The following is a 21,826-nucleotide window of genomic DNA, read 5'->3' on the forward strand; positions in this document are numbered from 1 at the left end:
GCCTTAGTATATGTAGTGCATGAGGCTGACCAAGCGGATCTGCACACTGCCGAAGAACTGCGCCAACCCGCCGACCGGGTACAGCTGCACCGTGGCGCGCGCGCCCGAGGGCAGCTGTGATAGCACCTCCGGCTGCTCCAGCTGCAGGTGAATGCGCTGGCGCTGGGCGTCACGTACCCAGCGATCCGAGGTTTCCGGCGCGGCTAGGTTGCCATCAGGTAGCAATTGCCCCTGCTGGGTGCCGGCATCCACGGCGGTAACCTGCGCGGCAAATACCTGCCCGGGCAAGGCATCAAACACGATGGCAGCCGATTCGCCCCGCGCCAGATGCACCAGCGACTTCTCGCGGAAGTCGGCGATCACATCCGCCTCATCACTGACCAGCGCGGCCAGGGAGTTGCCAACGCTGGCGTAGGTGCCGGGTTTGATCTGCAGGTTGGATACCACGCCTGCGGTTTGCGCGCGTACCTCGGTGTAGCTCAGGTTCAGCTCAGCGCGTTCCAGGTCGTTACGCGCTTGCCGCAGACGCAGGTTGTCCTCATCGGTGAGGCCACGCTGCACGCGCAGTTGCTCGGCGCGGGCCTTGGCGCTGGCCAGGTTGGATTGCGCGGCCTGATAACTGGACTGGGCCTGGTCATACATTTGCTGAGACACGTTGCGGCTGGCCACCAGCGTACTCAACCGTTTGTGCTCACGTGCCAGTTCGTTGACTTGAACCTGCGCCGAACGCACTTCAGCCTCGGCCGCCGCCAGTGAGGCGTCGTAACCGGTGTTGTCGCGCTCGGCGGCTTCCAGCGTCAGCTGCGCCTGCTGCACGGCCAACTCATAGGGGCGCGGGTCAATGCTGAACAGCACCTCGCCGGCCTGCACATGCTGGTTGTCGCGCACCGGTACCGCCACCACCTGACCGCTCACCTGCGGGGCTACGCGAATCACCGGATGCATCACCCGCGCTTGCGGCGTCAGCGGCATCCACAGGTCAGCCGCCAGAAAATAACCAAACGCCAGGGCAAACAGAATCAGGGCCGCGCGCACCCAGCGCGCAAAGAGCTGATCGGGTGTCATTGCGCTACCTCCTTGGTTGCCAGCAGGCTTCGGACGTTGCTCTCCATGGTCAGCAGCACCTCGGCAAAGGCATCGAGCTGCTGATCGCTCAAGCCTTGATAGATATCTTCACGTACCTTGGCGATGTGCACGGCCAACAAGCGCACCTGCTCGCGGCCCTGCGTGGTAAACCACAGACAGTGCACCCGGCGATCGGCCGTATCGCGGCGACGCTCGATCAGCTGCTGGGCTTCCAGCTGGTTTAGGGTGCGGGTGAGTGACGGCATCTCTATGGCCAGTTCAGTGGCCAGCGCCTGCTGGGTGCAGCCCTCGCCTACCTTGTCCAGGTGCATCATCACCGCCCAGCGTGCCTCGGTCATGCCCAGCTCGCCGACCGCGTGGTTGATCGCACCGCGCCACAGTCGATGCACGCGGCCCAGCGCCGCGCCCATGGAGGGCTTGAGGGTTTCATGTAGAAAGGGGGGTGTGCCGGGCAGCTTGCTCATGCGGTCTCCGAGATCAGTCTGGCAATCAACTGAAAATTGATTAGCTTGCTAAGCACTTATTTTAAATCGCTCGACACATTTAGCAAGCTAAGTAAAAGCACTTTTCGGCAACACTGCGTGTCCAAGAAGAAACACCGCCGCTTGTCGGGCTGTTGCCGCGCAGCGGATTTGGTTAGAGTCTCATGCATCCCGGCACAGCGGTGCCGTCCTATTACAGTCTCAGCGAGTGCTTCATGTCCTATATCGAAGAATCCCTTTCCAGCGGCGAAGCCATTCACAAGATCTTTCAGCTGCACTGGTTTGCCAAGGTGCCCATGTATATCTGGATCCTGCTTGGTATTCCGACGCTGGGGATTACCTGGCTGATCGCAATCTACGAGTATTTCCGGTTGCGCTCGATCGAGCAGGGAGTGACCAACAAACGGGTGATTTTGAAGACCGGCATCATCAGCCGGCAGACTGAAGAAATGAAACTGACCTCCATCGAGACAGTAGAGATCGAGCAGAGCGTGTGGGGTCGTATGTTTGGTTACGGCACGGTCAAGCTGACCGGTCGCGGCATCAGCGATGTGACCTTCAAGAACATCGACGACCCCATGGCGGTCAAGCGTGAGATTGAAGGCATCAGCAATCCCGCGGCCTGACCCGCCAGTGGTTTAGAGCAGAAACAGCGTCGCCAGACCGAGAAAGGCGAGAAAGCCGATCACGTCGGTTACGGTGGTGAGAATCACGCTGCCGGCCAGCGCCGGGTCTATCCCCAGCTTGCGTAGCAACAGTGGGATCAACAGGCCAGAGAGCGCGGCGCAGAGCAGGTTGAGCAGAATGGCGGCAGCGATGATGGCGCCAATCTGCCAGCTCTTGAACCACAGAATCGCCAGTGCGGCGACCACCGCCGCCCACAGCAAGCCATTCAAAAAGCCGATCCCCAACTCCTTGCCCAGCAGCAGGCGCGCGTTACCCCCTTCTACCTGCCCCAGCGCCAGCCCGCGAATCACCAGAGTCAGCGTCTGGCTGCCGGCAATACCGCCCATGCTGGCGACAATCGGCATCAGCACCGCCAGGGCGACTATCTGCTCCAGCGTGCCCTGAAACAGGCCGATCACCCAGGCCGCGAGAAAGGCGGTGACCAGGTTGATGCCCAGCCACACCGCACGGCGCCGCGCGCTGGTGAGCACCGGGGCGAACATGTCGGCCTCATCGTTCAGACCGGCCATATTCATCATCGCGCGTTCGGAGTCTTCACGAATGATGTCCATCACGTCATCCACCGTGATGCGGCCCAGCAGCACGTCGTTGTCGTCCACCACGGCGGCGGAGAGAATGTCGAGGTCTTCAAAGCGGCGTGCCACTTCGCTGCTCGACAGCGATACGTCGATGGCCTTGAACTCGCCATCCATCACCTCGCCCACCTGGGCTTCCGGCGGGCTGGTAACCAGCCGGCTAAGCCGCAGCACGCCCTGATATCGGTTCTTGCGGTCCACCACCATAACCTTGTCGGTATGGTCCGGTAGGTCTTCCAGCAGGCGCAGATAACGCAGCACCGAACCCACCCGCACATCCGCGCGCACCGACAGGTGGTCGGTGTTCATCAGGCCGCCGGCGGAGTCTTCGGGGTAGGACAACATCGACAGCAGTTGCTGCCGCTTGCGCACATCCATGGCTTGCAACAGGTGACGACCGTTACCGGCAGGCAGATCCTGGATCAGGTCTACCAGATCATCCAAGTCGAGCTTCTGGGCGGCGGCGGCTAACTCCTCCTCATCCATCTCCAGCGCCAGACGAGCGCGTACTTCCTCATGCAGGTGAACCAGAATCTTGCCGGCGCGCTCGGCGTCGAGCATATCCCAGACGCTAGAGCGCTCATCCGGCGGCAGGGCTTCCAGCAGGCCGGCGGCCTTGGCCGGGTGCATCTGCTTGAATGCCTTGCCCACGCGCTTGAATTTACCGGCCTCCAGCGCGTCACGCACGCGGGCAATCTGCGTGGTAGCGCCGTGCTCGTCGTCTTCGTCAAGGTCGTCCGCGAGGTCATCATCCTGCGGATCACGCTGCAGCGCAGTCGCCATCAGGCCATCGAGGTGGCGCAATACCTGCTCTTCGGTATTGTCATCGACCTGCTGCCAGGCGGCTTGGCGCTGTTCGGGGTCGAGCGCTTCCAGCACGCTGGCGACCTTGCCCGGATGCATGGCACGCAGCAACTTGCGCACGCGCTTGCGCTTGCCCTTGGCGAGCGCTTCGGCAATGGCATCAAGCTCGGTATGAATGGCGTGGCTGTCGGCTTCGCTCATCGGCGCGCACTACTCCTGTGGCTGAATCGGACACGAACAGTCAAGGCCCCGCGCGCTATCGCCTCCCCTGTGGGCGAACGACGGGTAACGGCCGAAGCCGTCGGGTGGCAGGTGCTGTTTCAGATGCGTCCTAATGTACCCTTGGCAGACGCTGCGCACCAGAACAGGGTCACCACAAACCACCAGCCGGGTCGGGTTTTGCCAGGCAACAACCCTGCTGCCGGCAAATAAACCCTTGTTGCACACACAAACCACATCAAGGGCACAAACAGCGTCCCCACACTCGCCACATACCCAAACCAGGTGGCAACCCAGGGAGACGCAACATGAAGTACTTGAACAGATGGATAATGCTCATCAGCAGCCTGCTGGCGCAGGCAACGTGGGCCAACGAAGCCGGCGAGCCCGGTACCGGCCAGTTCCTGCTGCGCAATGACGCCAGCGCGAGCTGGCAGCCAGCGTTGCTGCTGAACACCGAAATGGATGTGCAGATCAGCGGGCCGATTGCCGAGGTGCGCATCCGCCAGACCTTCAGCAACCCCGGTGGTGCCTTCGCCGAAGGGCAGTACGTATTGCCGGTCAGCGAGCAGGCGGCGGTGCACGCCATGACCCTGGATATCGGCGAGCGGCGTATCGAGGGCGCCATTCACGAGCGCGAACAGGCGCGCAAGATCTATCAGCAGGCAAAGGAAAATGGCCAGCGCAGCGGCCTGGTGGAGCAAAGCCGGCCCAACCTGTTCCGCACCTCGGTTGCCAACATCGGCGCCGGTGAGGTGATCAGCGTCACGCTGAGCTATACCGAGTTGCTGGCGCCCGACGCCACCCGTTTCAGCCTGCGCCTGCCGCTGACCATGACGCCGCGCTATGTACCCGGCCCAGCACCGTCGGATAATCCGCAGCAGCCGGCTGCGCCACGACCCGCTGGTCCGGAAGGCCCGATCACAACAGGCCTTGGCAACAATACCGACTCGCATCAGGCGCAGATCAACCTGTATCTGGATTCGGGCATGGAACTGGCGCAGGTACGCAGCCCCAGCCACGCCATCGACACCCGCTACGACGGCCACGGCTACGCGATCGCACTGCGCCAGAACCCGGTTCCCATGGACCGTGACTTTGTGCTCGACTGGCAGTTGCCGGCCGAAGCTGGTAATCAGGCGGCGCTATTCAGCGAGGCCGTGGGCGAGGGTTACTACGCGCTGCTGATGCTGTCGCCGGCGGCAAGCTCCAATAACCAGCAACGTCAGCCGCGCGAGGTGTTTCTGATCCTCGACACCTCCGGCTCCATGCAGGGCGAGCGCATTCGTCAGGCGCGCAGCAGCGTGGTGTATGCGCTGAGCCGCCTGCAACCCGAAGACCGCTTCAACGTGCTGGAATTCAACAGCGAGTACAGCATGCTGTTCCGCGAGCCGCAGCAAGCCAATGCCGCAAACCTGCACGAGGCTCGGCGCTGGGTACAGGGCCTGCCGGCCAGTGGCGGCACCGAGATGCTGCCGGTATTGCGCGAGGCCCTGACCCAGCCGAACGAGCCCGGCTACCTGCGCCAGCTGATCTTTATCACCGATGGCTCGGTGAGCAATGAGCGCGACGTGCTGCAGATGATCCACCAGCGGCTGCGCCAGGCGCGGGTATTTACCGTGGGGATTGGCGCGGCGCCCAACAACTATCTGCTGCGCAAGGCGGCCGAGGTAGGCCGCGGCCAGTTCACTGCAATCAACGATGCCGATGGCGTCGGCGAGTCGATGAACCGGCTGTTCGAGAAACTGGAATCGCCGGTGCTCACCCAGCTGGCGCTGCAATTGCCACCCGGCATTGAAGCCGAAACCTGGCCACAGAAACTGCCGGACCTGTACGCCGGTCAGCCGCTGGTAGTCGCGATGAAACTCAACCGCCTGCCGGAAGAGATCACCCTCAGCGGCCAACAACCCGAGCCCTGGCAGCAACGCCTGGTGCTGCCGGACCAGCAGAACAGCAAGGGCGTGGCGCGGCTGTGGGCGCAACGCAAGATCGACGCCATGATGGACAAACTGAACGCCGGGGCCGGTGACGATGAAGTCCGCGATCTGGTGCTGCCGGTGGCGCTGGAGCATCAACTGATGAGCAAGTACACCAGTTTTGTGGCGCTGGAGCCGGTACCCGCACGCGTAGTCGAAGAGCCGCTGCACAGCCAGCAGATCCCCAATCTGAACCCGGTGGATCACCGTGCCTATCCACAAACCTCGCTGGGATTGGCCGGGCTCTGGTCGCTGGCACTGGCCCTGCTGCTGGCAGCCATGCTGGTCCTGTTCTGGCGCCAGCCGGCAAGCGGGAGCCGCCGCCATGCGTAAGCTGCTCGCCGCCGCCCTGCTGCTGGCTGCGCTGGGCACTGCTGGCCAGGGGCTCTGGCTGCAGGGCAAGGCGCTGCTCGCCCAGGTACTGATCGCCCAGGCCTGGGAGCAGCAGCTGGCCAGCGGTGAGCCAGCCAAACCCTGGGCCTGGGCCGATACCTGGCCGGTCGCCAAGCTGACCGCGCCCAACGGTGAGCAGAGCTACGTGCTCGCCGGCCTCAGCGGCCAGGCCCTGGCCTTCGGCCCCGGCCTGCTGGACAACGGCGTGCAACCGGGTGGCATCGGCAGCCTGGTGCTGGCCGGCCATCAGGACAGTCATTTTGCCTTCGTGCAGCACCTCAAGCCCGGCCAGGTACTGCAGTTGCAGGGCCGCGACGGCCAGACCTATCGCTACCGCATCGCCAGCCAACGGGTGGTCGACAGCCGCAAGGAGAACATCGAGCTGCAATACCAACGCGGCGAGCTGCGCCTGGTGACCTGCTACCCCTTTGCCGCGCTCACCAGCGGCGGCCCGCAGCGCTTTGTGGTTACTGCCTGGCTGGAGCCTGCCGCATGATTGCGCTGCCCCTGCAGAAACCGCCACAATCAGCGGGTCAGTCAAGCAAAGAGCAGCCCATGGGCGACAGGATATTGATCATCGAGGACGAACCGGCGATTGCCGATGCGCTGCTGTACGCGCTGGCAACCGAAGGCTTTGAAACCCACTGGTGTGCACTGGCACGCGACGGCATGAGCTGGCTGCGGGAGAATCCCGTCGATCTGCTGGTGCTGGACGTGGGCCTGCCGGATGAGAGCGGCTTTGAGCTGTGCCGCCGGATTCGCCAGTTTTCCGCTGTGCCCATCATGTTTCTTACCGCGCGCAAGGAGGAGGTCGACCGCATTGTCGGTCTGGAAATTGGCGCCGACGACTACGTGGTGAAACCCTTCAGCCCGCGCGAGATTTCCGCGCGGGTGCGGGCCATTTTGCGCCGCACCCGCAGCGACCCACCGCAACCCGGCAGCGCGCCTACCAGCGACGAAACCCCGCTGTTTCTGCATGACAGCGAACGGCGACGTATTCGCTATCAGCAGCAGTGGCTGGAGCTGACCCGCTACGAGTATCTGATTCTCAGCGCCCTGCTGCGCCACCCCGAGCACGTGCTGAGCCGCGACCAGTTGATGGACGCCGCCTGGGACGACCCCAGCGCCAGCCTGGACCGCGCGGTGGACACCCACATCAAGGGCATCCGCACCAAGCTCAAGCGCATCACTCCCACGCTGGACCCTATCATTACCCACCGCGGCCTCGGCTACAGCATTGATATGCGCGCGGCAGAGACGCAATCGTGACACTTAGCAATCGGCTGTTGATCGCCTGGTTTCTGATTGCCGGGCTGGCCACAGTGCTGTTTCTCAGCAGCATTCTCAATCAAGTGCCCTCCTCGGTGCGCCAGGCCAGCGAAGAAGTGCTGGTGGACAGCGCCAACCTGCTGGCCGAAGTGGCCGAGCTGCACTGGGACCAGGGCTTTGCCGCTGGCAGCCCGTTCAGCCAGGCCGTAGTGCGCTACCGCGCACGGCAGCTGGATGCGCAGATCTGGTCACGGCACAAGACCCGCAGCGAGCTGGTGATTTATCTGACCGATGAAACCGGCACCGTGCTTTATCACAGCGATCCAAGCGAAACCGGCGCGGATTATTCGCGCTGGCGCGACGTCTCCCTGACCCTGCAGGGCCAATACGGCGCGCGCACCACCCGGGTGGATCCGGAGGACGAGAGCAGCAGCTTCATGTACATCGCCGCGCCCGTGTATCAAGGCGAGCAACTGGCTGGCGTGCTGACGCTGGGCAAGCCCAACGCCAGCCTGCATCCGTTCATCACCCTGGCGCACGGCTATTTCTGGCAGCGTGGTGGCATCATTCTGCTTGGCGCCTTGCTGCTGGGGGCTGGCATGTCTTACTGGCTGACGCGCTCTGTGCGCCGCCTGGTGGATTATGTGGAACGTGCGCGCAACGGCGAACGTGTCAGCCCGCCAAAACTGGCCGACCGCGAACTGGCACGCCTGGCCCGCGCGACCGAAGCCATGCGCCGCGAGATCGACGGCAAGGCGTATGTGGAGCAGTACGTGCACACCCTGACCCACGAGATGAAATCTCCGCTCTCGGCGATTCGCGGCGCCGCCGAACTGCTACAGGAAGCCAACGTACCCGAACCCATGCGCAGCCGCTTTCTGGCCAATATCGACAGCGAATCGGAACGCCTGCAACGGCTGGTCGACCGCCTGCTCTCGTTGGCCAGCGTAGAAAAACTTCAACACCTGGAGCAGGCCGATGCTCTGGACCTGGCGGCGCTGCTGGCCCAGGAGCTGGAAGCCAAACGGCCACTGGCGCAGAAAAAGAATTTGCAGCTGAACCTCACGCACGCCGGCAGCACCCAGTTGCAGGGCGATGCCTTTTTGCTGGAGCAGGCCATCAGCAATCTGCTGGATAACGCCATTGAGTTCAGCTTGCCCGGCGGGCAGGTGACGGTGCAGTTGGAAGCAGAGCAGGACCCGCTGCGCTTGCGCATCGGCAATGACGGCCCGGCGGTGCCGGATTATGCGTTGCACCGGGTGTTCGAACGGTTTTACTCACTGCCGCGCCCGGATGGCCAGCGCAAGAGCACCGGCCTGGGCTTGAGTTTTGTCAGTGAAGTCGCCAAGTTGCACCACGGTCAGGTGCAGCTGCACAACCGCGAAGGTGGCGGCGTGGAAGCTATCCTGACCCTGGCCAGAAACAGCCGCCAGCCAGCCGAAGAAGGCTCCCCGGCCGGCGGGCGACGGTCTCAGTCCTCGTAGGACTCGATCGGCGGGCAGGCGCAGAACAGGTTGCGGTCGCCGTAGACGTTGTCGATGCGGTTCACGCTCGGCCAGAACTTGTTGGCTGCCACCCAGGCCTGCGGGAATACCGCCTCTTCACGGCTGTAGCCGCGCTGCCAGTCACCGGTGATGTCGGCCAGGGTGTGCGGCGCGTTGTGCAGCGGATTGTCTTCCGCCGTCCACTCGCCCTGCTCGACCTTGCGGATCTCGGCGCGGATGGTGAGCATGGCATCGATGAAACGATCCAGCTCGGCCTTTGATTCACTCTCGGTCGGCTCGATCATCAGCGTGCCCGCCACCGGGAACGACATGGTCGGCGCGTGAAAGCCAAAGTCCATCAGGCGCTTGGCGACGTCTTCCTCGGTAATGCCGGAAGCCGCCTTGAGCGGGCGGATGTCGATGATGCACTCGTGCGCCACCCGGCCGTTACGGCCGCTATACAGCACCGGATAAGCATCGCCCAGCCGCTTGGCCAGGTAGTTGGCATTCAGAATCGCCACCGCCGTGGCCTGCCGCAGACCAATGGCGCCCATCAGCGCGATATAGGTCCAGCTGATCGGCAGGATGCTGGCGCTACCCCAGGGCGCAGCGCTGACCGCGCCGTTTTCCGGGTTGGGGCCATCCAGCGGCACCACCGGGTGGTTGGCAACAAAGGGCGCCAGGTGCGCCTTGACGCCAATCGGGCCCATGCCGGGGCCGCCGCCGCCATGCGGAATACAGAAGGTCTTGTGCAGGTTCATGTGCGACACGTCGGCACCGATATCCGCCGGGCGCGTCAGCCCCACCTGCGCATTCAGGTTGGCACCGTCCATATACACCTGGCCGCCGTGCTGGTGAACGATCTCGCAGATCTCGCGAATGCCTTCCTCATACACACCGTGGGTCGACGGGTAGGTAATCATCAGGCAAGACAGCTTGTCGGCGTTGTCTGCCGCCTTCTGGCGCAGATCGGCCACGTCGACGTTGCCTTGGTCGTCACAGGCCACCAGTACCACACGCATGCTCGCCATCATCGCCGAGGCCGGGTTGGTGCCATGCGCCGAGGTGGGGATCAGGCACACATCGCGATGCGCATCGCCGTTGGCTTCGTGGAACTTGCGGATCGCCAGCAGACCGGCGTATTCGCCCTGGGCGCCGGAGTTGGGCTGCATGCAGATGGCGTCGAAGCCGGTAATGCTGCGCAGCATGGCTTCCAGCTCGTCAATCATCTGCTTGTAGCCTTCGGCCTGGGCCAGCGGAACGAAGGGATGCAACTGACCAAATTCCGGCCAGGTGATCGGGATCATTTCGGTGGTGGCATTCAGCTTCATGGTGCAGGAGCCGAGCGGAATCATCGCGTGGTTGAGCGCCAGATCCTTGTTTTCCAGCGACTTGATGTAGCGCAGCATCTCGGTTTCCGAGTGGTAGCTGTTGAACACCGGATGCGTGAGGAACTCGGAGGTACGGCGCAGCGCAGCGGGGATGCCCTGCTCGCTGGCGGCAACCTGGGCGTCCAGTGCGGCGATGTCTTGGCCATGGCTGGCGCCCGCGACCACTTGCAGCAGGGTCTCTACGGTGGCGCGCGTGCTGGTTTCATCCAGGCTGACACCTACCGCATCGCCGTCGATCATGCGCAGGTTGATGCGCGCGGCGCGGGCACGCTCGACGATCTCGCCCGCTTTGCCGGGTACGTTCAGCGTCAGGGTGTCGAAGAAGCTCTGATTGCGCAGCGTAACACCGGCGGCTTGCAGGCCGGCGGCCAGAATCGCGGTCAGACGGTTGACCCGGTCAGCGATCACTTTGAGCCCCTGCGGGCCGTGGTAGACCGCGTAGAAGCTGGCGATATTGGCCAGCAGCACCTGTGCGGTACAGATATTGGAGTTGGCCTTTTCGCGGCGGATGTGCTGTTCGCGGGTCTGCAACGCCATGCGCAGGGCGCGGTTGCCACGGGTATCCACCGACACGCCGATGATGCGGCCGGGCATGGCGCGCTTGTAGGCATCGCGGGTAGCAAAGAAGGCCGCGTGCGGCCCGCCATACCCCATCGGCACACCAAAGCGCTGAGCCGAACCAAACACCACATCGGCGCCCAGTTCCCCCGGCGCGGTCAGTTTTACCAGCGCCAGCAAATCGGCGGAGACACAGGCCAAACCCTTCTGCGCCTGTACCTGCTCGATCAGCGGCTTGAGGTCGCGAATCTCGCCCCACGTCGTCGGGTACTGGAACAGCGCACCAAACACCTCGTGCTCGCCCAGCTGGCTGACGTCATCCACCACCACCTCGAAGCCAAAGGCCTCGGCGCGGGTCAGCACCACGGAAATGGTCTGCGGATGGCAGTCTTCGTCAACAAAGAACAGATTGCTCTTGCTCTTGGCGACGCGCTTGGCCAAGGCCATGGCTTCGGCAGCGGCGGTAGCTTCATCCAGCAGCGAGGCGCTGGCCAACTCCATGCCGGTCAGGTCAATGGTCAGTTGCTGGAAGTTCAGCAGCGACTCCAGGCGGCCCTGCGCGATTTCTGGCTGGTAGGGCGTGTAGGCGGTGTACCAGCCCGGATTTTCCAGCACGTTGCGCAGGATCACCGTGGGCGTCAGGGTGCCGTGGTAGCCCATGCCGATGCAGGAGGTAAACACCTGATTACGCGAGGCCACCTGCTTCAGATAACCCAGTACCTCGGCTTCGCTGCGCGGTGCGCCCAGCTCCAGCAGCTCATTGCGCAGAATGCTCTGCGGCACGGTTTGACCGACCAGGTCTTCCAGCGTAGCGGCGCCCAGGGTGTCGAGCATGGCTTGCTGCTCGGCGGCGTCGGGGCCGATATGCCGGCGGATAAAGTCGTCGGTCTGTTCCAGATCAGTGAGGCTGAACGCGTTACTCATGAGTGGTTACCTGCAAAAGACAAGTGAAGCAAAAGAGGGAAAGCAAAAAGCCCCGACGCTAATCAGGGCTTTGACTGCAACAGGGAAAACCGCAGATCAGATGGACGCGCTGTAGGCGTCGGCATCCAGCAGCTTGTCCAGTTCGCTGGCGTCGCTGGGCTTGATCTTGAAGAACCAGGCATCGCCGTAGGGCGCGCTGTTGACCAGCTCGGGTGAGTCGGCCAGCGCTTCGTTCACCGCGATCACTTCCCCGCTGATGGGTGCGTAGATGTCGGAGGCGGCCTTGACCGACTCTACCACGGCGCACTCTTCACCGGCGCTGACCTGACGGCCCACGTCCGGGCATTCAACGAAGACCACATCGCCCAGCAGGTCCTGAGCATGATCGGTAATACCTACGGTAACGGTGCCGTCAGCTTCCAGGCGGGACCATTCGTGGCTGGAGGCGTAACGCAGATCGGCAGGAATGTTGCTCATTGGACTGTCCTCAAAATATAAACGTAAAGTTGTTCGGCTTACTCAGCTCACTCAACAACGGACTGGCCGTTGCGCACGAAGCAGGGTTTGACCACCCGCACATCCAGCTGCTTGCCACGGATTTCGACCTTGGCGCTGCTGCCGGTATTACGCGGCACGCGGGCCAGCGCAATCGAGTAGCCCAGGGTGGGCGAGAAGGTGCCGCTGGTGATTTCACCTTCGCCAACGCCCTCTACGATGACTTTCTGGTGGCCACGCAGCACGGCCCGCTCGGACAATACCAGGCCCACCAGCTTGGGCTGATCGCCCGCCTCTTTCTGCGCGGTCACCGCGGCGCGGCCGATAAAATCACGCTCGCTCGGCTCCCAGGCGATGGTCCAGGCCATGTTGGCGGCGAGTGGCGAGATACTTTCATCCATGTCGGAGCCATACAGGTTCATTCCGGCTTCCAGCCGCAGAGTGTCGCGCGCGCCCAGCCCGCAGGGTTTACAGCCGGCGGCCAGCAGCGCGTCCCAGAAGGCGGCGGCCTCTTCGCCGGGCAACATGACTTCAATCCCGTCTTCACCGGTATACCCGGTGCGGCCGATAAACCAGCTGCCCTCGGGCAGGCCCTGGAATGGTTTGAGATCACTGATCAGCGCAGCGCGAGCGTCAGACACCACGCTCTTGGCCACTTCAATGGCGCGCGGGCCCTGCACGGCAATCATTGCCAGATCGGGGCGCTCGGTGAGGGTGACGGCGAAGGACTCGGCCTGGCGGTTCATCCACGCCAGATCCTTTTCCCGCGTGGCCGCATTCACCACCACCCGGTAACCGTCTACGGTGAGGTAGACGATCAGGTCGTCGATCACCCCACCCTCTTCGTTCAGCATGCCGCTGTACAGCGCCTTGCCGGATGACTTGAGGCGAGCCACATCGTTGGCCAGCAGAAACTGAAGATAGTTTTGCGCTTCGGTGCCGGTGACATCCACCACCGTCATGTGGGATACGTCGAACATGCCCAGATCACGCCGCACCTGATGGTGCTCTTCCAGCTGTGAACCATAGTTGAGAGGCATGTCCCAGCCGCCAAAATCGACGATCTTGGCGCCGGCCGCGAGGTGCTGGTCGTACAGGGGAGTCCGCAAGGCCATGCAGCAGTCCTTCAGTCTGTAGGATTTCAAAGCCGGGATTGTAGCCGCAAACCGCCACGCTGTGCAGCCCTTCACCCAACGCCGCGATTAGCGGCGCGGCCAGTGGCGTCTAGCCCGGGCGCCGCGCCGAACGCCGGATCAGAATGATCACCGGTGCCAGGCCGGCCAGCACCAGACTCAGCGCCGGGAGTGCCGCGCGCGGCCAGTCGCCTTCGGCCGTCAGGCTGTGAATGCGCACCGCCAGCGTGTCCCAGCCAAAGGGTCGCATCAACAGCGTAGCAGGCATTTCCTTGAGCACATCGACAAACACCAGCAGCGCCGCACTGAGAATGCCCGGCAGCAGCAACGGCAGATAGACTCGCCAGAGTACGCTGAGGCCGCTGTGCCCCAGACTGTGCGCCGCCTCCGGCAAGGCCGGGCGAATGCGCGCCAGGGAGGTATCCAACGGCCCGCTGGCCACGGCCATGAAGCGAATCAGGTAAGCCAGCAACAGGGCAAACAGGCTGCCCAGCAGCCAGGGCGCCGGCTCTTGCGCACCCAGCCAGCCGCGCAGCGGAATCAGGATGCGGTTATCGGCGAAGCTGAAAGCGAACATGATACCCACTGCCAGCACCGAGCCCGGCAAGGCGTAGCCCAGATTGGCCAGTGCCACCGCCGAGCGCACGCGGCGCAACGGCTGCAGGCGCCGCGCCAATACCAGCAACAGTGCAACCGTAACGGTAACCAGCGCAGCAATGCCGCCCAGCAGCAGGGTGTTGCGAATCAGCGTCCAGTAACGGCTGTCGAAGTCGCTTTTGCCGCTATTGAGTAGCCAGTAAAGCAGCTGCAGCACCGGGATAATGAAGGCGACACAGAGCACCAGCAGGCAAAAACCGCAGGCCATCCAGGCGCGGACGCCACGCAAACGATAGAGCGCGCCCTGTCGCGGCCGCTCGGCGCCGGGGAAACGTTTGCTGCCCTGCGCACGGCGCTCGGCATAGAGCGCCACCAGTACAAACAACAGCAACAGGCTGGCCAGCTGGGTGGCGGTCTGCAAACTGAAAAAACCGTACCAGGTTTTATAGATGGCCGTGGTGAAGGTGTCGTAATTGAACACCGAGACGGCGCCAAAATCGGCCAGGGTTTCCATCACGGCCAGCGCGGCGCCCGCGCCAATTGCCGGCCGCGCCATCGGTAGAGCCACGCGCCAGAAGGCCTGTAACGGGGTATGACCGAGTACCCGCGCGGCTTCCAGCAAGCCGCGGCCTTGGGCCAGAAAGGCGCCGCGCGCCAGCATGTACACGTAGGGATAGAACACCAGCACCAGCACCAGTATCACGCCACCGGTGGAGCGAATCGACCACATGCGAAAGTCGTTGCCCAGCCAGCCACGCAGCAGCGTCTGCAAGGGGCCGGCAAAATCCAACAGGCCAATCATCACAAACGCCAGCACGTAGGCCGGAATCGCGAAGGGCAGCATGAGCGCCCAGTCGAACCAGCGCCGCCCCGGGAACTCGCAGAGGCTGGTCAACCAGGCCAGGCTGACGCCCAGCAACACCACGCCGGTGGCAACACCTATCGTCAGCACCAGGGTATTGCTCAGCAAGCGGGCCATCTGCGTCTGTAGCAGGTGGGTCCAGATCGGTACGTCCAGACTGCCCCAGCTCAATACCAGCACCAACAACGGCAACAGCACCAGGGCCGCGGCGACGTAGGCAACCCAGCGCCAGTGGCGTTTATCGGATGTGGATGGATACAGCACAGCAACTCCCGCGAGCACAGATACAAAAACGCCCGGTCGATTGACCGGGCGTGCAGTATATCGGCAAAAACCGATCCAGGCTTTGCCTGCGATCAGTGCCAGCCGGCGCGGTCCATCATCATGATGGCTTCGGCCTGACGGCGACCAGCCACTTCAACGTTGATGGTATCGGCCTTGAAATCACCCCAGGAGGCGACTTCGGCAGAGGGCGCGACTGATTCGTTGGCCGGGAACTCCTGGTTCACATCAGCAAACACCCGCTGTGCTTCTTCTGTGGTCAGCCACTCAAGGAAGGCAACCGCGCCCTTGCGGTGCTTGGCGTAATGGGTCACACCGGCGCCAGAGATGTTGACGTGCACACCACGGTCGGCCTGGTTTGGCCAGAACAGCTTGACCGGCAGGTCCGGGTTGGCGACTTCCAGTCGACCGAAGTAATAGCTGTTGACGATACCTACATCGCACTGGCCAGCAGCAATCGATTGCAACAGGGCGGTGTCATCGGGGAACACCGGGGTCGCCAAGTTATTCACCCAGCCTTCCAGCACTTGCGCGGTACGCTCGGCGCCCAAGGTTTCGATCATGGTGCCGGTGAGCGACTGGTTGTAGACCTTTTTCGCCGTGCGCAGACACAGACGGCCCTGCCACTCACTGTCGGCAAGGGCTTCGTAGGTGCTCAAGGTGGCGGGATCAACGCGCTCAGTGGAGTAGGCGATAGTCCGCGCACGCAGGGACAGGCCGGTCCAGTAGCCATCGGCGGAGCGGTACTGCGCCGGGATGTTGGCATCGATCACATCGGATTCCACTTTGCGCAGCACGCCCTGCTGCTCGGCCTGCCAAAGGTTACCGGCATCCACGGTGATCAGCAGATCAGCGGGGGTATTGGCGCCCTCGGCCTTCAGGCGTGCGAGCAGCGGCGCTTCGCTGTCGGTGATGAACTGAATGGTGGTGCCGGTCTTTTCGGTATACAGATCAAATACCGGCTTGATCAGATGATCCTGGCGTGCGGAGTAGACCACCAGTTCCTTGGCTTGGGCCAGGCTGCCCAGAGTGGTGAGGGCAAACCCGATCACCACTGCATTGCGAATCACTGACATGAGAACGCCTCTTGGTCGATAAAATGAAGCCAGATGATAATGATTAGGCTTTAGCTTATCAACGTACGAGTGTTGCCATGCGTTACACACAGGCGGTTTTGCCTAAGCGCGTGCGAGACTGGGCCGCTCCCCACTGAGCCCCATAGCCCGGCGGATGACCTCCGCCTTGAGCAGGGGCGCAGTGTCGAACAATTGCATACCGGCATTGCGCAACCAGCGCAGCGGCAAGGCCTGGGCGTGAAACAACCGCTCAAACCCTTCCATCGCCGCCATCACCGCCAGGTTGTGGCCCATGCGCGCGCGCTCGTAGCGTTGCAATACCGCCAACTCGGCCAGGCTCTCGCCGCGCTCCAGCGCCGCGTGCAGCACGTCGCTGAGTTCAGCCGCATCCAGCAGGCCCAGATTGACGCCCTGCCCGGCCAGCGGGTGAATGCTGTGCGCGGCGTCACCTATCAACGCCAGACCGGGCATTACGTATTCCTTGGCGTGGCACTGGCGCAGCGGAATACAGACGCGTCGATCGGTAGCGCGCACCGGGCCCAGGCGAGCTTCCAGCGCATCGGTCACCGCCTTACAGAAAGCGGCATCATCCAGCGCCATGATGCGCTGGGCTTCGTCGGGCACCAACGACCAGACGATGGAGCAATAGTGCTTACCGTTGCGCTCGGGCAACGGCAGATAGGCCAGCGGCCCGCTGGGCAAGAAACGCTGCCAGGCGGTGTGCTGGTGCGGCTGCGACAATTCCAGCGTGGTGACCACGGCGTGATGCAGATAATCCCATTGCCGCAATGCAAAACCCGCCAGCTCGCGCAGGCGGGAACGCGCGCCATCCGCCGCGACCACCAGCGGTGCCTGCAAACGTTGACCGCTCTCGCAATCCACTCGCCAACCGCTGTCTTCGCGCACCAGCCCCTGCACTCGCAGGCCTGGCAGCAGGGCTACGCTGCTGCTGGTCAGTTGCTGCAGCAGCGCGTTCTGTATCTGGTAGTTCTCGACTATATGACCCAGCCGCAGCTCGCCCAGGTCCTGCGCATCAAAGCTCACCTCGCCAGTGCCTTCCGCATCCCACACGCACATGTTGCGATAGGCCGACACGGCATCGCCGGGTAACCGGGGCCAGGCGCCCAGTGACTTGAGCACCTGCTCCGAGGCAGCGCTCAGCGCACTGACGCGCGGGTCATATCCGGAGGCTGTCGCGGGGGCGACCATCGGCTCCAGCGGCTGACTATCAAGCAGCCCGATGCTCAGCCGTGTGTCGGCCAACGCGCAGGCCATTGCACTGCCGACCATCCCGGCACCCACCACCAACACGTCGTATTGCTGCGCTGCCTGCTTCGGCTCAGCCGCTGTATTCATCCTTTCAACCCCATGGCCTGACGTGCGAAAACGCGCTTGAGCGGCGAGACAATGTCCATGCCCAGCAAGCCCAGATTGCGACCCGCTGCCAGCACTGGCCGCTGGTTGCTGAACAACCGGGTCAAGCCGTCGCTCAGGGCGATGGTCTGACGCTGGTCGCGCTGCTGCTGCTGCAGATAACGCTGCAATAGACGCAAATCACCCGGCGACTGCGCGGAGCTGGCCGCGAGCAGGCAATCGGCCAAAGCCATGGCGTCGCGCAGCGACAGATTGAAACCCTGACCGGCAATCGGATGCAGGCTATGGGCAGCGTTGCCCAACACCACCAGGCCGGAGCGCACCTGCTCTTCGGACTCGGTCAGACTGAGCGGGTAACTGTAACGGGTGCCCACCTTCTTCAACGCGCCCATGCGATAACCGAAGGCATCCTGCAAGCGCACCAGAAAGGCTGCATCGGGTAGCGCCGCGACCAGCTCTGCCTCGTCTTCCGGCAAGGTCCAGACCAGCGCACTGCGATTCTGCGACAGTGGCAGCAGCGCCAGCGGGCCGCTGGGCGTAAAGCGCTCGTAGGCCACGCCGTCGTGCCCGGCTGCCGTGGTGACGTTGGCGATGATCGCCGTTTGGCCGTAGGGTCGGGAGTCGCGGTGAATGCCCAGCTGCTCCAACAAGCCGGAGCGGCCACCGTCAGCGATTACCACCAGGTCGGCCTGTTGCTGCAGCTCACCCTGTTCGGTGCTGACGCTCAGTTGATGACCCTGCGCAGTGGCGGCAACCCGGGTTACCTGGGCCGGCGCCTGCCAACTGACTACCGCGTGATCCAGGGCGCCGAGCAGCGCCTCACCCAGCACCGCATTCTCGACCACGTAACCCAGCGCGGGCACGCCTTCACGCTGCGCCGAGATCCGCGTGACACCCGGATGTCCGCGGTCGGAGACATGAATATGCTGAATCGGCTCGACACGCGCCGCCAGTTCATCCCAGACCCCCAGACGTTCGAGCAACAGCCGACTGCCGTGGGATAACGCCGTGGAGCGCGCATCGTAGCTGGGTTGCACGCTACCGCTACGCGGCGGCTGCGCCTCGATCAGTTGCAGTTGCCAGCCGTGCTGGCGCGCGCCAGCCTGCAACGCCAGCGCCAGGCTGGCACCCACCATGCCACCGCCGACGATGCTGACCAGCTGGCTCACGCGGGCTCGGCCTCGGGCTGACGTGCTGCCGCCATCAGGGCCTCGATCTCGTCGGGATCCTTAACCACCTTGCCGGTGAGCACTTCACAGCCGGTCTTGGTGACCACCACATCATCCTCGATACGCACGCCGATACCGCGCCATTTGCGCGGCACAGTGTCGTCATCCGGGGCAATATAGATACCCGGCTCAACCGTCATCACCATTCCCGGCTCCAGGGCGCGCCAGACACCGCCGACCCGGTACTCGCCCACATCGTGCACATCCATACCCAGCCAATGGCCTACGCGGTGCATATAAAAGCGGCGGTAGGCTTCGGTTGCGATCAGCTCCTCGACATCGCCCTTGAGCAGACCCAGCTCAACCAGACCCGCGGTAATTACCCGCAGACTGGCATCGTGTGACTCGTTCCAGCTGCGATCCGGGCCAATCACCTCGAACGCGGCGTACTGCGCCGCCAGCACTATGTCGTAGATGGCTCGCTGTTCGGGGCTGAAACGCCCGTTCGCTGGGAACGTCCGCGTGATGTCACTGGCATAGCAGTCGAGTTCGCAGCCAGCATCGATCAGAATCAGATCGCCGTCGCGAATCTGCGCGGTATTTTCGGTGTAGTGCAAAATGCAGGCGTTGCGCCCCGCGGCGACAATCGAAGCGTAGGCCGGCGAGCGACTACCATGGCGCATGAAGGTGTGCTGCAGTTCGGCTTCGAGCTGGTATTCATACATGCCGGGGCGGCACACCTGCATGGCGCGGGTATGCGCCTCGCAGGAAATATCGGCGGCGCGCTGCATGACTTTCAATTCGCCTGCGCTCTTGTACAGGCGCATGTCGTGCAACAAATGATCAAGCGCGACAAATTCACTCGGCGGCTGCGCACCCAAACGCGCCTTGCTGCGGATCAGGTTGATCCAGTTGGTCAGGCGGCGATCAAATTCAGGGTTGGCGCCCATGGCGTAGTAGACGCGCGTGCGTCCCTCGATCAAGCCCGGCAGGATGTCGTCGATGTCGGCAATGGGGAAGGCATCACTCGCGCCGTACTCGCTGACGGCGCCATCCTGGCCCGCGCGATAGCCATCCCATAGCTCGCGTTCCTTATCCTTCTCACGGCAGAACAACACGTAATCGCCATGCTCACGACCAGGAATCAATACCGCGACAGCCTCGGGCTCGGGGAATCCGGTGAGGTACTGAAAGTCACTGTCCTGGCGATAATTGTGTTCCACATCACGGTTGCGCACGTAGACCGGCGCGGCCGGCAGAATCGCGATGCTGTTGGGTTCCATCTGGTTCATCAGCGCCTTGCGGCGGCGAGCGTAGTCCTGCTTGCTGATTTGCATGAAGACCTCGATCAATGCAGTGAGGCAGGGGGCGTATCCTGCTCGGTGGTCGCCGGCTGGCACTCACTGAATACCATGAGTACGGCCATGCGCACATATTCCATGACTTCCATGAAGTCGACCTCGTTGGCCTCCGACTCGTCCAGGTCGGTTTGCACCTGTGAGATGGCGACAAAATCCCGCAGCACGCTGTCAGCCTCTTCACTCAGCTCACCACTGCGCTCGACCAGACCAAAGCCGGCCAGGAAGCCCTCACACCACTGCCCTAGGGCTTCAGTACGGTGATCAATGGTGGCCGCGTCGTCGGGTAATACCAGGGTGAGATCAAAGCCACTGCCGGTCAGTTCCGCCAGGCTGGCATCATATAACTGGATCAGCGCGACCTTGCCAGCCTCAGCCAGACTACCACTGCCATCGAGTAGCTCCTGCGCCACGCTCAGCCAGGTAGTGTGATCAAGCCGCGCACCGGCAGACAGGCGACCGACCAAATGGCCATGCAGCTCGGCCGGTCGACCCACCGCCCCCACATCACTGCAGAGCTGGGCATAACGGTCGTAATCAAAAACGGCGGGCATCAAAGCCATAGTGGTTCCGGGCCTCCAGGAAGTGAGAAACAGACACTGCCTCGGCTCGGGAATACAGGTATGCTATTACCCGCACGCGGACGCTCGAAGCAGATGAACTAATGTGGGTCTATTGTGCCTGCCCGGCACGGGGTAAATCTACCGCCCTGCCACCGGCATGGCCAATCCGGACGCCGCCCAATAGCGCATTGCGCGAGGTTTGACCACCTTGCGGGCCGCCTCTATAGTGGCTCAACACCGGGAAGACAGAATGGCACCAATGGACGCACCCGATATCAACGCCCTCTCACAGCGTATTACCCAACTGATCGATCTCTGCGACCAGCTCAAACTGCAGAACCAGCACCTGCTTGCCCAGGAGCGTCTGTGGCGGGATGAGCGTGTGCAGCTAATTGAAAAGAACGATTTGGCCCGTCAGAAGGTCGAAGCCATGATACTGCGACTTAAATCCCTGGAGCACGACTCATGAGCCAACCCCTAACTGTCACCCTGCACATACTCGACAAGGAGTATCGCGTCAGCTGCCCGCCGGAAGAGCGAAGCAACCTCGAGCAGGCTGCCCGCCACCTTGACACCACCATGCGCGACATCCGCAACAGCGGCAAGGTCATTGGCGTTGAACGCATTGCGGTCATGGCGGCGCTGAATATCAGCCACGAGATGCTGACCGGCAATCACGATCAGAGCGGCGCTCTGGATGATCAGAAAGCGCAGATCAACGATCTGGTCAAACGCCTGGACCAGGCGCTGGAAAACCATCAGGGCTGATCCTGCACCCGCCGCCTGCGCACCTTTACACACCGTACCGCCTGACCAGAATGCCCCAACATAAAGCCAATTTGCCCGCTGACATCGAAGTCGGCGGCGGTTTTCTGTATAGTGGGCAACATCCCTGGGGTGTTGGCCAGTCGGAGATGTCCCTGAGCCGATACTCCTGTACCAGGAGGCCACGCGTTGTTGCCAGTGTGCATGTCCGCATGACGGAAAGCCTGAGGCAGCGCCGTGTCCCCCACCTTGAACTTTCGGGTTCAAGGGCTAACCCGGCAGCGGCACTCTGGGGACCTTTTTC

At 62.9% G+C, this 21,826-nt stretch carries 19 protein-coding genes and 1 other RNA gene; 8 read left to right on the forward strand and 12 right to left on the reverse strand.

Translation table 11 applies throughout. The features are described 5' to 3' along the window. Window positions 1-3 precede the first annotated feature (3 nt). Window positions 4-1,065 (reverse strand): HlyD family secretion protein, encoded by a 1,062-nt coding sequence (locus BLU26_RS09040; protein ID WP_092285892.1) that lies wholly within the window; start codon window positions 1,063-1,065, stop codon window positions 4-6. After that, a complete protein-coding gene (locus BLU26_RS09045; protein ID WP_092285894.1) occupies window positions 1,062-1,550 on the reverse strand; it encodes a MarR family winged helix-turn-helix transcriptional regulator in 489 nt (162 codons plus the stop codon). The genes BLU26_RS09040 and BLU26_RS09045 overlap by 4 nt, the downstream gene beginning before the upstream one ends. 233 nt (window positions 1,551-1,783) lie before the next feature. On the opposite strand from BLU26_RS09045, the gene BLU26_RS09050 reads away from it, so the two are divergent. Continuing rightward, window positions 1,784-2,194 (forward strand): PH domain-containing protein, encoded by a 411-nt coding sequence (locus BLU26_RS09050; protein ID WP_157719337.1) that lies wholly within the window; start codon window positions 1,784-1,786, stop codon window positions 2,192-2,194. A gap of 12 nt (window positions 2,195-2,206) precedes the next feature. Here BLU26_RS09050 and mgtE read toward each other — a convergent pair whose 3' ends face one another. Beyond that, window positions 2,207-3,835 carry a magnesium transporter gene (gene mgtE / locus BLU26_RS09055; RefSeq protein WP_092285898.1) on the reverse strand — a complete coding sequence of 543 codons (1,629 nt, stop codon included), beginning with the start codon at window positions 3,833-3,835 and terminating at the stop codon, window positions 2,207-2,209. 326 nt (window positions 3,836-4,161) lie between these two features. Between mgtE and BLU26_RS09060 the strand changes: the two genes are divergently transcribed. The 4 genes from BLU26_RS09060 to creC are packed head-to-tail and all read left to right on the forward strand — an operon-like array spanning window position 4,162 to window position 8,975. Further along, window positions 4,162-6,162 (forward strand): marine proteobacterial sortase target protein, encoded by a 2,001-nt coding sequence (locus BLU26_RS09060; protein ID WP_092285900.1) that lies wholly within the window; start codon window positions 4,162-4,164, stop codon window positions 6,160-6,162. Beyond that, complete coding sequence (locus BLU26_RS09065; RefSeq protein WP_092285902.1) at window positions 6,155-6,718, forward strand: class GN sortase; 564 nt, start codon at window positions 6,155-6,157, stop codon at window positions 6,716-6,718. Before BLU26_RS09060 ends, BLU26_RS09065 begins: the two co-directional genes overlap by 8 nt. 59 nt (window positions 6,719-6,777) lie before the next feature. Continuing rightward, entirely contained in the window at window positions 6,778-7,491 is a 714-nt protein-coding gene (creB, locus tag BLU26_RS09070) for a two-component system response regulator CreB (RefSeq protein WP_092288427.1), read from the forward strand. Then, window positions 7,488-8,975, forward strand: coding sequence for a two-component system sensor histidine kinase CreC (gene creC / locus BLU26_RS09075; protein WP_157719338.1), 1,488 nt, complete (start codon window positions 7,488-7,490; stop codon window positions 8,973-8,975). Before creB ends, creC begins: the two co-directional genes overlap by 4 nt. Here the strand turns inward: creC and gcvP are convergent. The 9 genes from gcvP to BLU26_RS09120 form a co-directional block, all read right to left on the reverse strand. Further along, window positions 8,963-11,848 (reverse strand): aminomethyl-transferring glycine dehydrogenase, encoded by a 2,886-nt coding sequence (gcvP, locus tag BLU26_RS09080; protein WP_092285906.1) that lies wholly within the window; start codon window positions 11,846-11,848, stop codon window positions 8,963-8,965. The genes creC and gcvP overlap by 13 nt on opposite strands. Before the next feature lie 96 nt (window positions 11,849-11,944). Next, window positions 11,945-12,325 (reverse strand): glycine cleavage system protein GcvH, encoded by a 381-nt coding sequence (gcvH, locus tag BLU26_RS09085; protein ID WP_092285908.1) that lies wholly within the window; start codon window positions 12,323-12,325, stop codon window positions 11,945-11,947. 47 nt (window positions 12,326-12,372) lie between these two features. Then, window positions 12,373-13,458, reverse strand: a complete 1,086-nt coding sequence (gcvT, locus tag BLU26_RS09090; protein ID WP_092285910.1) for a glycine cleavage system aminomethyltransferase GcvT — start codon at window positions 13,456-13,458, stop codon at window positions 12,373-12,375. 109 nt (window positions 13,459-13,567) lie between these two features. Next, a complete protein-coding gene (locus BLU26_RS09095; RefSeq protein ID WP_231701920.1) occupies window positions 13,568-15,199 on the reverse strand; it encodes an ABC transporter permease in 1,632 nt (543 codons plus the stop codon). A 92-nt stretch (window positions 15,200-15,291) separates the two neighbouring features. Further along, entirely contained in the window at window positions 15,292-16,293 is a 1,002-nt protein-coding gene (locus tag BLU26_RS09100) for an extracellular solute-binding protein (protein ID WP_092285912.1), read from the reverse strand. 102 nt (window positions 16,294-16,395) lie between these two features. After that, a complete protein-coding gene (locus BLU26_RS09105; RefSeq protein ID WP_092285914.1) occupies window positions 16,396-17,649 on the reverse strand; it encodes an FAD-dependent monooxygenase in 1,254 nt (417 codons plus the stop codon). Then, complete coding sequence (gene ubiH, locus BLU26_RS09110) at window positions 17,646-18,803, reverse strand: 2-octaprenyl-6-methoxyphenyl hydroxylase (protein ID WP_407920349.1); 1,158 nt, start codon at window positions 18,801-18,803, stop codon at window positions 17,646-17,648. Before ubiH ends, BLU26_RS09105 begins: the two co-directional genes overlap by 4 nt. Window positions 18,804-18,832: 29 nt before the next feature. Further along, the gene (pepP, locus tag BLU26_RS09115; protein WP_092288429.1) at window positions 18,833-20,173 is read right to left on the reverse strand and encodes a Xaa-Pro aminopeptidase; all 1,341 of its coding nucleotides are present in this window, start codon (window positions 20,171-20,173) and stop codon (window positions 18,833-18,835) included. Between the two features lie 11 nt (window positions 20,174-20,184). Beyond that, the gene (locus BLU26_RS09120; protein WP_197674473.1) at window positions 20,185-20,757 is read right to left on the reverse strand and encodes a UPF0149 family protein; all 573 of its coding nucleotides are present in this window, start codon (window positions 20,755-20,757) and stop codon (window positions 20,185-20,187) included. A 259-nt stretch (window positions 20,758-21,016) separates the two neighbouring features. Between BLU26_RS09120 and BLU26_RS09125 the strand changes: the two genes are divergently transcribed. The 3 genes from BLU26_RS09125 (at window position 21,017) to ssrS (ending at window position 21,822) form a co-directional block, all read left to right on the forward strand. Then, window positions 21,017-21,226 carry a TIGR02449 family protein gene (locus BLU26_RS09125; RefSeq protein WP_092288431.1) on the forward strand — a complete coding sequence of 70 codons (210 nt, stop codon included), beginning with the start codon at window positions 21,017-21,019 and terminating at the stop codon, window positions 21,224-21,226. After that, window positions 21,223-21,525, forward strand: coding sequence for a cell division protein ZapA (locus tag BLU26_RS09130; RefSeq protein ID WP_092285918.1), 303 nt, complete (start codon window positions 21,223-21,225; stop codon window positions 21,523-21,525). Before BLU26_RS09125 ends, BLU26_RS09130 begins: the two co-directional genes overlap by 4 nt. Window positions 21,526-21,643: 118 nt before the next feature. Beyond that, window positions 21,644-21,822, forward strand: a non-coding RNA gene (gene ssrS, locus BLU26_RS09135) — 6S RNA. Window positions 21,823-21,826 lie beyond the last annotated feature (4 nt).

It is taken from the genome of Halopseudomonas sabulinigri (genome assembly GCF_900105255.1).
GTDB classification, from domain to species: domain Bacteria; phylum Pseudomonadota; class Gammaproteobacteria; order Pseudomonadales; family Pseudomonadaceae; genus Halopseudomonas; species Halopseudomonas sabulinigri.

Bases quoted from the DNA above. Each gene is read 5' to 3' on its own strand.
- BLU26_RS09100 (WP_092285912.1), bottom strand. From the start codon at position 16,293: ATGTCAGTGATTCGCAATGCAGTGGTGATCGGGTTTGCCCTCACCACT.
- BLU26_RS09050 (WP_157719337.1), top strand. From the start codon at position 1,784: ATGTCCTATATCGAAGAATCCCTTTCCAGCGGCGAAGCCATTCACAAG.
- BLU26_RS09105 (WP_092285914.1), bottom strand. From the start codon at position 17,649: ATGAATACAGCGGCTGAGCCGAAGCAGGCAGCGCAGCAATACGACGTG.
- BLU26_RS09060 (WP_092285900.1), top strand. From the start codon at position 4,162: ATGAAGTACTTGAACAGATGGATAATGCTCATCAGCAGCCTGCTGGCG.
- BLU26_RS09040 (WP_092285892.1), bottom strand. From the start codon at position 1,065: ATGACACCCGATCAGCTCTTTGCGCGCTGGGTGCGCGCGGCCCTGATT.
- mgtE (WP_092285898.1), bottom strand. From the start codon at position 3,835: ATGAGCGAAGCCGACAGCCACGCCATTCATACCGAGCTTGATGCCATT.
- creB (WP_092288427.1), top strand. From the start codon at position 6,778: ATGGGCGACAGGATATTGATCATCGAGGACGAACCGGCGATTGCCGAT.
- BLU26_RS09045 (WP_092285894.1), bottom strand. From the start codon at position 1,550: ATGAGCAAGCTGCCCGGCACACCCCCCTTTCTACATGAAACCCTCAAG.
- gcvT (WP_092285910.1), bottom strand. From the start codon at position 13,458: ATGGCCTTGCGGACTCCCCTGTACGACCAGCACCTCGCGGCCGGCGCC.
- BLU26_RS09125 (WP_092288431.1), top strand. From the start codon at position 21,017: ATGGACGCACCCGATATCAACGCCCTCTCACAGCGTATTACCCAACTG.
- ubiH (WP_407920349.1), bottom strand. From the start codon at position 18,803: ATGGTGGGTGCCAGCCTGGCGCTGGCGTTGCAGGCTGGCGCGCGCCAG.
- gcvH (WP_092285908.1), bottom strand. From the start codon at position 12,325: ATGAGCAACATTCCTGCCGATCTGCGTTACGCCTCCAGCCACGAATGG.
- BLU26_RS09130 (WP_092285918.1), top strand. From the start codon at position 21,223: ATGAGCCAACCCCTAACTGTCACCCTGCACATACTCGACAAGGAGTAT.
- BLU26_RS09065 (WP_092285902.1), top strand. From the start codon at position 6,155: ATGCGTAAGCTGCTCGCCGCCGCCCTGCTGCTGGCTGCGCTGGGCACT.
- gcvP (WP_092285906.1), bottom strand. From the start codon at position 11,848: ATGAGTAACGCGTTCAGCCTCACTGATCTGGAACAGACCGACGACTTT.
- pepP (WP_092288429.1), bottom strand. From the start codon at position 20,173: ATGCAAATCAGCAAGCAGGACTACGCTCGCCGCCGCAAGGCGCTGATG.
- BLU26_RS09120 (WP_197674473.1), bottom strand. From the start codon at position 20,757: ATGGCTTTGATGCCCGCCGTTTTTGATTACGACCGTTATGCCCAGCTC.